At 52.4% G+C, this 12,440-nt stretch carries 11 protein-coding genes, 1 pseudogene and 1 riboswitch; of the genes and pseudogenes, 11 read left to right on the forward strand and 1 reads right to left on the reverse strand.

Annotation, left to right across the window (positions count from 1 at the left end):
- Positions 1-234 precede the first annotated feature (234 nt).
- The 4 genes from PVOR_RS05285 (at position 235) to PVOR_RS05300 (ending at position 5,206) form a co-directional block, all read left to right on the forward strand.
- Positions 235-3,036 (forward strand): DEAD/DEAH box helicase, encoded by a 2,802-nt coding sequence (locus PVOR_RS05285; RefSeq protein ID WP_006208064.1) that lies wholly within the window; start codon positions 235-237, stop codon positions 3,034-3,036.
- A 17-nt stretch (positions 3,037-3,053) separates the two neighbouring features.
- Complete coding sequence (locus PVOR_RS32750) at positions 3,054-3,338, forward strand: helicase-related protein (protein WP_006208065.1); 285 nt, start codon at positions 3,054-3,056, stop codon at positions 3,336-3,338.
- Between the two features lie 68 nt (positions 3,339-3,406).
- Complete coding sequence (locus tag PVOR_RS05295) at positions 3,407-4,141, forward strand: hypothetical protein (protein ID WP_006208066.1); 735 nt, start codon at positions 3,407-3,409, stop codon at positions 4,139-4,141.
- Between the two features lie 186 nt (positions 4,142-4,327).
- Positions 4,328-5,206 carry a M15 family metallopeptidase gene (locus PVOR_RS05300; RefSeq protein ID WP_006208067.1) on the forward strand — a complete coding sequence of 293 codons (879 nt, stop codon included), beginning with the start codon at positions 4,328-4,330 and terminating at the stop codon, positions 5,204-5,206.
- A gap of 168 nt (positions 5,207-5,374) precedes the next feature.
- Here the strand turns inward: PVOR_RS05300 and PVOR_RS05305 are convergent, their stop codons facing one another.
- A complete protein-coding gene (locus tag PVOR_RS05305; protein ID WP_006208068.1) occupies positions 5,375-5,743 on the reverse strand; it encodes a hypothetical protein in 369 nt (122 codons plus the stop codon).
- Positions 5,744-6,127: 384 nt separating this feature from the next.
- On the opposite strand from PVOR_RS05305, the gene PVOR_RS05310 reads away from it, so the two are divergent.
- From PVOR_RS05310 to PVOR_RS30550, 7 genes and pseudogenes are all read left to right on the forward strand, one after another.
- Positions 6,128-6,979 (forward strand): zinc ribbon domain-containing protein, encoded by an 852-nt coding sequence (locus PVOR_RS05310; protein WP_006208069.1) that lies wholly within the window; start codon positions 6,128-6,130, stop codon positions 6,977-6,979.
- A 95-nt stretch (positions 6,980-7,074) separates the two neighbouring features.
- Complete coding sequence (locus PVOR_RS05315) at positions 7,075-7,977, forward strand: TrmB family transcriptional regulator (RefSeq protein ID WP_006208070.1); 903 nt, start codon at positions 7,075-7,077, stop codon at positions 7,975-7,977.
- A gap of 243 nt (positions 7,978-8,220) precedes the next feature.
- Entirely contained in the window at positions 8,221-8,529 is a 309-nt protein-coding gene (locus PVOR_RS05320) for a hypothetical protein (protein WP_200860820.1), read from the forward strand.
- A 126-nt stretch (positions 8,530-8,655) separates the two neighbouring features.
- On the forward strand, positions 8,656-9,753 hold the full coding sequence (locus PVOR_RS05325; protein ID WP_006208072.1) for a metallophosphoesterase: 1,098 nt from the start codon (positions 8,656-8,658) through the stop codon (positions 9,751-9,753).
- A 180-nt stretch (positions 9,754-9,933) separates the two neighbouring features.
- Positions 9,934-10,034: riboswitch (purine riboswitch) on the forward strand.
- Between the two features lie 142 nt (positions 10,035-10,176).
- Positions 10,177-10,746 carry a xanthine phosphoribosyltransferase gene (locus tag PVOR_RS05330; protein ID WP_006208073.1) on the forward strand — a complete coding sequence of 190 codons (570 nt, stop codon included), beginning with the start codon at positions 10,177-10,179 and terminating at the stop codon, positions 10,744-10,746.
- 38 nt (positions 10,747-10,784) lie between these two features.
- A pseudogene (locus PVOR_RS05335) lies at positions 10,785-12,150 on the forward strand (nucleobase:cation symporter-2 family protein).
- Between the two features lie 69 nt (positions 12,151-12,219).
- Positions 12,220-12,381: a hypothetical protein gene (locus tag PVOR_RS30550; RefSeq protein WP_160163976.1), complete on the forward strand. Its 162-nt coding sequence runs from the start codon at positions 12,220-12,222 to the stop codon at positions 12,379-12,381.
- Positions 12,382-12,440: the final 59 nt, after the last annotated feature.

Genomic DNA, 12,440 nt, shown 5'->3' on the forward strand with positions numbered 1-12,440 from the left:
TGTACTGTATAAGAAGGCGGATCTTTCACAAACTTATATAATTAGGATATTTCCTGAACCTATATAATAGAAGAATTCTGCAATACATAGATCACAACGCAATAGCCAATACATGGTATGATAAAGGATGATGTTATTTTAGAGTAAGTAAAATTCCTGATCGTTTTGAAATTATGCAGCTATCGTATAAGATAGTAATAATATCTATAAAGCAGGAAAAGACGGGAGACAACGATGAATCAACCGCTCTATGGCGTATGGTTAGGTGACGTATTCTTTTGTTTTTCCGGTGAGACTTCGGAGCCCAGAGTGGATGCATGGAGCCGCGTGGTCCGTACCTTTCACAGACCGGATGGAACCCGTCCCTTTGCTAACGCTTCCCTCCGGCTTGCCGAGCTCAGATATCCGTCCAAAGTCCTCGGATCGAAAAGCACGCGGCGTCCGGAACGGAAGACGCTTGGCGGACGGACAATGGAAGGGCTCGCACTCACACCGGGAGACGCATTTCAGATGCTTCTCTCACTGGACACCGAGTACTATCAGGCTCAGGGTCTGACTATCGGTGAAGAGATGGAGTATTGGGTACAAGCCAGCAGGTTTGCATTGGAGCTGCTCCTGCAAGGGAAGTTTGCACCGGGTACAGCGGAGGTGCCTTCAGCAGGAAGGCGCCGGACAACGATGCAGAATATAAAAGCGGTATGGAAGCCGCAGCTGTCTGCGGAGGATACTTCGCGCTTTTTGTTGCTTGCGGCGAATATTCCGCCCATCGGGATTGGGACGCCAGCTGCTCTTGCCGGGAGCGATCCATCTACCCGGGAGGAAGCAGGGGCCATTGTGCTGTATTCCTTCCTGTGCGGAATCATCGACAGCCAGGCCAGAGTCGCTGTCCAGGATTCGGAGGATAAGCTGCGGACCTATCTGGCGAACTACCGGCGGGGACAATCTCCACTGGCTGAGCTGTGGTGGAACGGTCTGCTGACGGTCAGCCGGGATATTCCCATTCAAGGCACGGCGGAGGAAGTCAGTGAACTGGAGGAAGCAGTGGAACGTGTTGAGGGAACGGCGTTCCCTTACCCTACAGGGGAGGGGCAGACTCCCGAGAACGGAACGTTCGCGCTTGGACTCCGGCTCGAGCCGCCGCTCGAAGACAGCCGGAAGGACTGGAAGGTTTCCTTCTGGGTACGCAGCCAGGAGGATGAAGGTTTATTAATGCCTGTTCGCAGCATCTGGGGGAACCCGGAGCCGGATCAAGTGATCCGCGGCCGTATGTATACTTCGATTCAGCTCCAGCTGTTAATGAAGCTGGGAGAAGCCGCAGAGCTGGCGCCTGAGCTGGCCGAAGGCTTGTATGGACGCGCTCCGGATAGCGTAACACTTACGCTCGAGCGCTTGTCCACGTTTATGAAGGAGTCGGTTCCCAAGCTAACGGCAAGCGGTATCACGGTTCAAATGCCGTCTCGCTGGAGCCGGGAAGGCCGGCGCCGCGTCGGCTTATCTCTCAAAATGATGCCCGAGGCCAGGCTGCCTGGCGAAGCGCATCCCCTGCCTGTGCTGGGCATGGAACATCTGGTCAGCTTTCAGATATCGGCGGCGATGGGAGGTCAATCCCTCACACGGGAAGAATTGAAGTCTCTTGCCGAACAGAATCTGCCTTATGTGGAGTTTCGCGGTGAATGGGTCGAGGTCGATCTGAAGGAAATCCATCAGGTGTTACGCTTCATGAAACGCCATGAGAAGGGCGAGATGGAGCTTGCAGAATGGATGCATCTTAGCGCAGATATGGATGGGGAACGCCTGTGGAAGGGCTTGTTCATCGAGGAAGTGGAGACGACAGGACTGCTCTCATCCTTGTTGGATGGAGATACGGTTCGCAAGCTGCCTTCCCGGCCGATTCCTTCCTCGCTGCACGGGGAATTAAGACCGTATCAGGAGCGGGGATATCAGTGGCTTAGCGTGATGCGCGATTTGGGATTCGGGGTTTGCCTCGCGGATGATATGGGACTTGGAAAAACGGTTCAGGTCATTACCTGCCTGCTTGAGCGTCTTCAAACCGAATCCGCAGGCGGTCCGGTGCTGATCATATGTCCGACTTCGCTCTTGGGTAATTGGCAGCGGGAAATTCAGCGGTTCGCCCCCGGTCTCACCTTGCATGTGCACCATGGCGTCCGCCGTCTGCGCGGGGAAGACTTCCTGAAGGAGGCAGCTGATCATGATGTCGTGCTGACCACGTATCATTTGGCGGGCCGGGACGGCAGTGATTTATCCGCAATCCAGTGGTCGAGTGTGGTGCTTGATGAAGCTCAATATATTAAGAATTATCGTACGAAGCAGGCACAGAGTGTCATGAAATTGTCTGCACCTCATCGCATAGCGATGACGGGAACGCCGGTGGAAAATCGGTTGGCCGAACTGTGGTCCATATTCCATTTTCTTAATCCGGGGTATTTGGGATCGTTTAACAACTTTCGTCAGCGCTATGCGCCGGGCGAGGGACAGCAGGAGAAATTCCGTGAACTTCACAAACTCGTTTCTCCATTTATGCTGCGCAGACTGAAAAGTGATCCGGATATTCGCAAGGATCTGCCGGAGAAGCTCGAATTGAAATCATATTGTCCGCTGACCGAGGTTCAGGGTGCGATGTATCAAGCGGTCGTCGATGACATGATGGGGCAGATCGAGAGCCGGACGGGCATGGCCCGCAAGGGGCTTGTGCTCTCATCCCTCACCAAGCTGAAGCAGATATGTGATCATCCGCAGCTGCTTCGACGGGATGAAGGCCGCGCGGTACGCGCAGAGTCCTCCGGCAAGATGGAACGCATGCTCGAGATTCTCGACAGCATCTCAGATGTCGGCGAATCGGCGCTGATTTTTACCCAGTATGTTGGTATGGGGGAGCTGCTGGTCAGCATGCTTGGTCGCAAATACGGGAAACGACCGTATTTTCTTCATGGAGGGGTACCCAAACGCGAACGGGATGAGATGGTCCGGGCATTTCAGGCGAGGCGAAGGACCGGTAGTTTTTTGTTCTGTCGCTGAAGGCCGGCGGTGTCGGTTTGAATTTGACCCGTGCGAATCATGTGCTCCACTATGATCGATGGTGGAACCCGGCGGTTGAGAATCAGGCAACGGACCGTGTATTCCGGATCGGTCAGCATCGCAATGTGCAGGTGCATAAGCTGATTTCTCAAGGAACGCTGGAGGAACGCATCGATGAACTGATTGAACAGAAGAAGGCATTGTCCGAACAGGTTGTCGGATCAGGAGAAACGTGGCTGACGGAAATGTCAGACGGCGAGCTCCGCCAGCTTATTGAGCTGCAGGAGCAGGATTGGATGTAACCTGGATTAAATAGAGCGTAATAATCAGCCTGTTGAAGTATAAGGATGGGCTGCAGGAGGTGTGGGCTATGGAACCGATAGGAGCATCCGAACCGATGGAGCTGGTGTTCGAACCGGGGCTGCTCAAGGGTAAGGTGAAGCGAGCCGAAGAATCACCGGGGGACTGCGAAGTCAGCCTTCATGTAAAAATGCTGGACGCTGCTGCGCGTGAGGCGGTGCTGGCCTATCTTCAGGAAGACCCGCAGGCACTGTACCGCCTGCTCGCAGGCAAAGGTGCCCCTTGGCTCGATGAGCTGGCACCTTCGCCATTGCCGGGCGCCGCGCTCGCCGCTGCTGCCGACTGCACCTGCGGCCAGTCGGCATGCGGGCACGCTGCGGCCTTGCTGGCTGCCGCAGCGTCGCACATCGCGGCAGAGCCGCTCCAGCAGCTGACGCTGCTGGGGCTGCCGCGGGAAGCGCTGCTGGCCGGCGTCTTCGCTGCCTGGGCCAAAGCAGCTCCGCCGGCAGGCGGCTCTGCCGCAGACACGGCCACGCGCGCGAAGGAGAAGGGACCGTCTGGCCCTTCTCCCGGCGAATGGGTGGCCGAAGCCGCGGCCGAGGGCCGGCTGCACCGGCCCGGCCCTCAGCTTGGCGAGCTGGCGGTGCAGCTGTCACCGCCGCCTCCGGCAGATCAGCTTGGCCCAGTCGGGGACTGGACAAGCTTGCTGCCCGGCGTCCGCGGCGCTTCCAAGGCGCTCGGCCTGATCGCCCGCGGGGCGGCCAAGCAAGCCGAGCAGAAGCGCCGCAGTTTGAGGTTGCCTTAGCTGGGGAATCCATCATAAATTTGGATGGGATTTGCTGAGGATGGCGCCGTAAAACGCGATAAGCTGCTGTATAACTGACATAATCGGAGTATATCCGCCATGATTCGCCAGCCGCTCGTTTGTCCCGCTGATTCCCGATAAGGTACAATGAAGTCAGGACAAACTGTGGGAAAGGAAGAAGCAGAGATGAATGCATTTTCGGGAAGAGGAATACGATTTACAAGCGTGATGCTGTCATCGCTGCTGTTGACAGGGGCCATTCTGGCGGGGTGTCAATCGGATGATGCGGGTTCCGGCAAGGAGCAGGGGCAGGAGCTGCAATCGCCTGCGGAAGGTCAGGAAGGAAATACGCTTCCTGAAGGCGGCTCGGGTGACGGAGAGACATCGCCTGAGAATCAGCCAGCAGATCCGGTGATGGCGAAGCGCAGCGAGAATGCACTTCAGGCCACCATTCAGGAGAGCAATGGCAAGCAAGTCGTAACGAATGCGGAGGCCGTGACGGTGGTTGTGAATAAACAGCGCAGCCTGCCGGATGGTTATGAACCCAGTGATCTCGTGGAGCCGAATGTTCCATTTTCTTTTGATGAGCCGCATGAGAAGCGGAACCTGAGAAAAGAAGCGGCGGATGCACTCGAAGAATTGTTCGATGCAGCCAAAGCGGACGGTATTGAGCTTCGCGCCGTATCGGGATACCGTTCTTATGACCGTCAGAAAACAATATATGAGAATAACGTTCGTACCAAAGGGGAGGCAGAGGCTAACCGTGTTAGCGCAGTGCCAGGTACGAGCGAGCATCAAACGGGTCTAACCATTGATGTGTCCAGTCCAAGCGCAGGCAATGCGCTGGAGGAAGCATTCGGACATACGGAGGAAGGCCAATGGCTGGCACGCCGCGCGCCTGAATTCGGATATATCATCCGATATCCGGACGGGGCCGAGGACATTACGGGCTATGTGTACGAGCCGTGGCATATTCGTTATGTTGGCAAGGACTTGGCGCCTGACATCGCCGATAGCGGCTTGACGCTGGAGGAATACTTCGATGAGGCGAACATTAAACTGTAAGCTGTGCTAATAGTCGTAGGATAAACGGGACTTTTTATCCTTGTCCCCCGCCCTGCAAATCTATAAAGTAGAACAGGACCTGAGGAAGGCCGGGCAATGTTCTTGTTACGTGAATGAATCCCGGAGCGGCTGCTCCGGGATTCATTCGTGTTGAGTGGATTTTAACGGCTATTTATTCAGTGGCGAGTCTTCGTAACCAGGATCATCGTAACCGGTATCCTTCAGCTTGCCTATGATGTTCATATCCTCGATGGTTTTGCGAGTGGTTTCATCCCCATGTTCATGGAGAAAGATATAGAGGTTTATCGTTCGTTCATCGTATTCCTCCGCGGCGTCATCATGATCTGCTGATTTATAAGGGACAAAGGTGCGTTTAAAAGCGTACCGGTCACTGCTGCTGACCTCATGGAGCAGCCCCCGCAGCTTCGAAACCTCTTCATCATCCATATATACAACATATTCATTCGAATCGTTCGGCACATCCTGGATCAGGTTGTGATTGACTGAAACATAATAGGTCTTCTTATCGTTTGTCATAATAATATCCCTCCAGACTTCGGCAGCATGCGCTGCACGGAAATAGGGTGTGGCTAAGAGGCAAGTTGTATCCTTTAGGGTGCGGTGCATTTTTCTAATCATATACACGTTCAGGACGTGGATGAATCAAGAGAGAGGATTGGAAGGCCCTTCCTTTTTCACATGAGGCATGGAATTTGGTATGATAGTATAACCATGACGGCAGTATACTGGACGATAAGAGATCATATGATGGCTTGAGGTTCAGTCTGTGAACTGCATAGAAACATGGGATAGCCCGGTTTATGGCTAACTACAAATCGTTTATAACCATAATGAAGAGATATGGCAATGAGCCGACGATTGTCGAAAGACTCGGGATATGCGAAAGAGGAGGATTCATGAATGAATATTTTGCAAAAGCTAAAAGATGGTGCCAATCGTGCAACTGAAAAAGCCCAGCACGTGGTGGAAGTGAATAAACTGAACAGCCAAATTGCGGAAATTGAACAACAGCGGAGTTCCTATTACTTGCAGATGGGTAAAGTTTTCTATGAAGGCTACCGCTTGCAGGATATGACCATCGCGGAAAAGGAAATGGTGGAGCTCGCCCAGACCTGCGATGGTTTGCAGGAACAAATCGAAGCGATCCGGAACCGGATTGCGGTGCTCAAGAATGAGCGTGTCTGCGAATGCGGCCGGGTCGTTGCGCTGGATGCCAATTTCTGTCCTTATTGCGGGAACAAGCTTGCTAATCTGATGAATCCGGAAGAATCGGCTCCGGAAGAACCTAAAGAGCAGCAGGAGCGCAAGAGCATGTTGTTTGATGATCATGAATATGCAGCTGCCGAAGAACAACAGGAACGGGAAGAGCTTCATTCCTATGAATACCGTCAGAATCCGGATCCATACGAGGTCGATTCGTATGAGTCGGAGCCAGAGCCGGAACATGATCGCGATCGTGGACGTGAGCTTGAGGATATCGAGTTGTCTGAACCGGAGGTAGATGGAGATCAGCTGCGCTTGGAGCAGGAAGAGCAGGAGAAGGAGCGCCGTCACTGGGAGGAGCTTGAGCGTGAGCGGGAGAGACAGCTGGAGCTTGATCGCAGGATACGCTTCTGGCAGGAGAATAACCAAAGTCAGGACTATGTAGGCGACGATGAGGAAACCCGCGATATGGTGAAATGTCAAATCTGCAGTGTCGACCTGCCAAAGGGTTCCAAATGGTGCCCGCGCTGCGGCGCTGAACAGATTTAAGATGTAGGGATCGGACAATCATGCCCTTGCGCGCGAGAGAAGACTTTTATATATGAATGAGCAAGCGTTCGAGCATCTATGGGAGGACTAATATTATGGAACAATTGCTGCATCATCTGCGCAATTTGGGATTTACGGAGATTGAATCGAAGATTATGGTGGACCTGGCCGAGTATGGGCCTGCGGGTGGTTATGAGGTCGCTAAACGCCTGGGAGCCTCGCGCTCTAACGTATATGCAGCCATGCAGCGCCTGGAGCGGCAGGGGGCACTGGAGCGTATGAGCGGAGAACCTGTTCGTTACCGTTCGCTGAAGCCGGAGGAATTGACGCGGATGATATCCGGGCGCGTGGAAGCATCACTGGCTTTTGTGGAGAAGAGCCTGCCGCGGGGCAGCGGAACGGCAGCTCCCTTCCTTAGCATGGAAGGCGACCAAGCCGTGCTGGATGTTCTAGCCCGGGAATTAAAGCGGGCCCAGCGAGAGATTGTAGTTGACGTATGGCGTGAGGAAGCCGCACTTCTGCGCGAACCGCTAGCTGAGGCCGAAGCGCGCGGAGTCAAGGTTCTGTGGGCCTGTGACGGACCTGACCAGGGGCTCTCTAGAACGCTGGCATGGTCAGGATGGAACGGCCTTGCGGAGCGCCGAGGGGGCGGCCGGAAATTTTCGTTTGTGGTAGACCGGCAATGGTGCATACTCGGCATGCGCGGAGGAGATTATGATACAGGGGCCGTGATCACGGAGCATCCGGTAATGGCAGAGCTGCTGCTGCATCATTTTACCCAGGAGATGGTCTTGTTCCAGCTTGAACAGGATATGGGCGAACAGCTGGAAGAGCGCTATGGAGATCATTTTGGCCTCATTCAAAGCCAGTATCTGAATGCAGAAGCAGACCTTGAATCCACGGAGGAGAGCATCACTTCGACACATTCGGATGTGTTGGAGGAACTGGAAGTGGACGCCACAGAAATCGTAGACGAAGCCAGCCGCAACACAGCCTGAGCAAAGGCCTGCGATATTCAGTTGACCAGAAGTGACTTTTCTCACAGATGGCTATCATATTTTATCATACAATGAAGTAGACATATTAGGATATGAACGCCGGGAAGGTTCTTGGCGTTTATTTGCTTAAGATTCGGTATGGGTTTTAGAATGAAGGTTGAGATGACAGGAGATCATGAGAGAGACGGATTTATTCGACAACCACGACAACCACGACAACCAAGAGAAGGGGGATGAATGAGCATGGAATGCATCGTTCATTTTACAGTCGGACACAAGGAAGGGCCTAAGAAGCTGCGGGGATTGATTTTTGTTGATAAAGGCAAGAGTCCTACAGGCCAGCAGCTGCTCGACATGTTTCATAGAAATGGAATACCGAGGTGGTGCCTGACTCCCCATGACGAGCTGCTGTTTAGACCGGAGAATAGTGCCGAAACCTATACGTATATCCGGGTGAACGAGCTGGATCTGGGTCAAGAGCGGTATACGGAAGATCGCAATCTTAAGTCGCTTCTGAATGAGCTGCTCCCTAAGCAAAGAACAGGTCTATAACTGCAAAATACGGGTCATTCATCATCAGTACCCCAACTAAATAGATCGGAAATCCCCCCTTCCGCGGCGTCCGCTGGGATTTATAAAATCCACTTGTTATAATGGATGTTACGGAAGGGGATGACGATGTTTATTTTTGTAGGAATTGTAGCGATTATAATTTATGGCTTATTGGTTTATTATATCGGGCGAAGCGTATGGAGCTGGATGAAACCCGGCCCCTCCCTTGCGCTCAAAATGGTGTATATTGCCGTGCTGACCGTGGTATCGACATCGTTTATATCCGGACGGTTTCTCGGTAACCTTACGGTGCTGAATATTATCGGCTCCTACTGGATGGCTATATTCTATGTGTTGATCGTTCTGCTACCGTTGATGCATATCACGTTATGGCTGCTGAGAATGACGGCCTTGCGGAGAGACGGCATGGAGAAGGTTGCTGGTTCCATCGTACTTTTGTTGATGGTCATTCTGATTGGCTTTGGCTCCTTTAATGCATATAGTCCAGTGGTGCGGGCTTACAACATTCACGTAGCCAAGGACGCCGGCGCACTTCAGCAGCTGAATATCGTCATGGCATCCGACATGCACTTCGGCGTACTGTCAGGCAAGGCCCATGCCGAGCGAATGGTGAAGGAAATCAATGACCTGAAGCCCGATATGGTGTTATTCCCGGGCGATATTATTGATGACGATCTGGATGCGTACTTGCACCAAGGCATTGATCAGATTCTGACTGGCATCCAGGCACCTTACGGTGTGTATGCATCGCTAGGGAACCATGATCGCTTCGAAGGGGAAATTCCGGAGTTGATCGAGGCGCTTGAACAGAGTGGCATGACCGTATTGTATGATGAGAAGCAGACGGTGGAGGGCATAACGCTTGTAGGCAGGCGTGACAAACAGGATCAGGACCGAGCTGCGTTATCCTCGATCATGGAGGGTGCGGACTTGTCCAAGCCTGTCTTTCTGCTGGATCATCAGCCCAATGCGCTGGGCGAGGCTCAGGAGCAGGGCGTTGATTTGACCGTTTCCGGCCACACGCATCGCGGGCAAGTCTTCCCGGCACATTTGATTACCCAGGCCTTGTTCGAGAATGATTGGGGGTACCTGCAAAAAGGACAGATGCATTCCATCGTTTCTTCAGGCTATGGATTCTGGGGACCGCCGATTCGGCTGGGCTCTCGTTCCGAGATCGTACAGATCCATGTTACCTTTGAATAAATGACCGCAGCAGAAAAGCTGTTGAGGAAGCCGCCCGGGGGTGGCTTTTTCATTTGCAGGTTGCAGTTCAGGAAGCGTACGTTTTTAATTTCCGTAAATTTTCACTTTATTTTTTCATACGGAATGCGTTATACTTCATTCATTCGGAAATTCAACATTTACACGTAAGCATTCTAAGATATTTGGATATCATACTTTTCTCGTATAGGTGCAGGAATAGGCCTGCATGTTTCTACCCGATCACCGGAAATGATTGGACTACGGGTTATGGCAGCAGCAGCGGACAAGCCAGGTCAATGGACCGGTTGGCTAACGGTGCGTTTTTGTTGCTTATGCCCACTTGTTTCTTTCCCGGCGTTTCGGTGAGAGGAGGAAGTGGGCTTTTCTTGCTTGGAATGTGAACAAAATTTAAGGGGGAGCATCATGCAATTACTGCAGAACAAAGTGAAAGAGGAAGGCATTGTATTAAGCGGACAGGTACTGAAGGTGGATTCGTTCCTGAATCACCAGATGGATCCGGTATTGATGAAAGAGGTTGGAAAGGAATTTACACGGTTGTTCAAGGAAGCGAATGTGACGCGTGTATTGACCATCGAATCCTCCGGCATCGCACCCGGTATTATGACCGCGCTTGAGATGGAAGTGCCTCTCATCTTTGCACGGAAGCAGAAGTCGCTGACGCTCCGTGAGGATATATTCGTGGAGAAAGTGTACTCCTTCACCAAGCAGGAAACGAATGAAATTACGGTAGCGAAGAAATTTATCAAGCCTGGCGATAAAGTGCTGATCGTGGACGATTTCCTTGCGAATGGGGAGGCAGCATTTGGACTTGCGCGCATCGTTGAGCAGGCGGGAGCTGAAGTGGCAGGCATCGGTATCGTCATCGAAAAAGCGTTCCAACCCGGAGGGCGATTGCTGGCTGAAGCGGGTTACCGGGTCGAATCGCTTGTACGTATTGCATCACTTGATGATGGTGTAGTGACATTCGCATAGAACCAAGCCTACAATTTATTGGGAGGAATTAAGAAGTCATGGAACAGCAGAAACAAGCGGTGCAAGATCCGATCTTTGATAAGAATCGGAATCCGGGTAAAACCTTTTCACTGGGTCTGCAGCATGTATTGGCAATGTACGCAGGGGCTATTATCGTACCGCTTATCGTTGGCGGGGCGCTCGGTTTAACGACGGAGCAGCTGACGTATTTGATCGCCATCGACCTGCTTGCATGCGGGGTGGCAACTCTGCTGCAGGTGTTCGGCAACAAGTATTTCGGCATCGGCTTGCCGGTCATGCTGGGCTGTGCCTTTCAGGCGGTGGGTCCGATGATCATTATCGGACAGCAGCACGGGATGTCGGCTATCTACGGAGCGATCATTGCTTCCGGTTTATTTGTAATTCTGTTCTCCGGTCTGTTTGGCAAGCTGATTAAGGTGTTTCCGCCTGTCGTTACAGGCTCTGTTGTAACCATCATTGGTTTGACGCTGATACCTGTTGCTTTGACGGATCTAGGGGGCGGTGCGAATGCCGGCGAAGAATTTGGCAGTATGCTGAACCTTAGCCTTGGCTTTGGTGTGCTGGTTTTCATTATTATTATGAACCGTTTTGCAAAAGGGTTCTGGCGTTCCATCTCCGTCCTCCTTGGTCTGATTATCGGTACCATTGCTGCTGCTATGTTCGGGGGCCTGGATCTGACGCCACTGCGTGAAGCGGGATGGTTCCGTGCTCCGCAGCCATTCTATTTTGGAACTCCGGAGTTTAAAATCGTTCCGATCGTAACGATGATTCTCGTGGCGATTGTCAGTGTGGCGGAATCCACGGGTGTATTTATGGCGCTTGGCAAAATCGTAGACCGAGATATTACCTCCAAAGATCTTTCGCGCGGTTACCGTGCAGAAGGAATCGCTATTGTGGTAGGTGGTATTTTCAACTCGTTCCCTTACACCACTTACTCTCAAAACGTTGGTTTGATCCAGATGAGTCGCGTGAAGACACGGGACGTGATTGTTGTAGCAGGCAGTCTGTTGATCCTGATCGGGTTTGTTCCGAAAATTGCGGCTTTGACTCAACTGGTACCTCCTTCTGTGCTCGGTGGGGCCATAGGTTGCATTGTTCGGAATGGTTGTATCTTCCGGTATTCGCATGCTGGGGGATCAGGTTGACTTGAACCGTCATGAGAACCTGTTCATCATTGCTTGTTCTGTGGGTATGGGACTTGGCGTGACGACTGTACCGGATCTCTTCGCTAATTTGCCGGACAGCATCCGTATTCTTGCAGATAACGGCATTGTTGCAGGCAGCTTGACAGCAATCGTGCTGAACCTGATATTTAACGGGTTGAACTATACGAAGCCTACTCGTACAGAGCAAGGTGATACTGCGGAAGGGCATGCCGCATAAGGAGTGCCTGTGTAAGCAGCTGGATAACTCGGGTTTCAAAAAGAAGAGGGCAGAGCAAGATTCCATATCTTGCTCTGCCTTTTATTATGGACTGACGGGATCGCAGCACCGGCATTACAGATGGATAGCGACGGCGAGTCGCTATCCGTGATTCTCTTCAATATTACTCACGGTTATCTTGGTTATGGCCGTTACCCGGTGTTATGCGGACCCGTGGGTTTCTTTGAATGATGGGTTGGGGGCTATGGCTGCTCCGTGTCTGCATGAATGTAACTAATGTGATGGATTGT

The sequence above is a fragment of the Paenibacillus vortex V453 genome (genome assembly GCF_000193415.1).
Classification (GTDB): Bacteria; Bacillota; Bacilli; order Paenibacillales; family Paenibacillaceae; genus Paenibacillus_AQ; species Paenibacillus_AQ glucanolyticus.

Bases quoted from the DNA above. Each gene is read 5' to 3' on its own strand.
- PVOR_RS05325 (WP_006208072.1), top strand. From the start codon at position 8,656: ATGTTTATTTTTGTAGGAATTGTAGCGATTATAATTTATGGCTTATTG.
- PVOR_RS05300 (WP_006208067.1), top strand. From the start codon at position 4,328: ATGAATGCATTTTCGGGAAGAGGAATACGATTTACAAGCGTGATGCTG.
- PVOR_RS05310 (WP_006208069.1), top strand. From the start codon at position 6,128: ATGAATATTTTGCAAAAGCTAAAAGATGGTGCCAATCGTGCAACTGAA.
- PVOR_RS05320 (WP_200860820.1), top strand. From the start codon at position 8,221: ATGGAATGCATCGTTCATTTTACAGTCGGACACAAGGAAGGGCCTAAG.
- PVOR_RS05315 (WP_006208070.1), top strand. From the start codon at position 7,075: ATGGAACAATTGCTGCATCATCTGCGCAATTTGGGATTTACGGAGATT.
- PVOR_RS05330 (WP_006208073.1), top strand. From the start codon at position 10,177: ATGCAATTACTGCAGAACAAAGTGAAAGAGGAAGGCATTGTATTAAGC.
- PVOR_RS05305 (WP_006208068.1), bottom strand. From the start codon at position 5,743: ATGACAAACGATAAGAAGACCTATTATGTTTCAGTCAATCACAACCTG.
- PVOR_RS05285 (WP_006208064.1), top strand. From the start codon at position 235: ATGAATCAACCGCTCTATGGCGTATGGTTAGGTGACGTATTCTTTTGT.
- PVOR_RS05295 (WP_006208066.1), top strand. From the start codon at position 3,407: ATGGAACCGATAGGAGCATCCGAACCGATGGAGCTGGTGTTCGAACCG.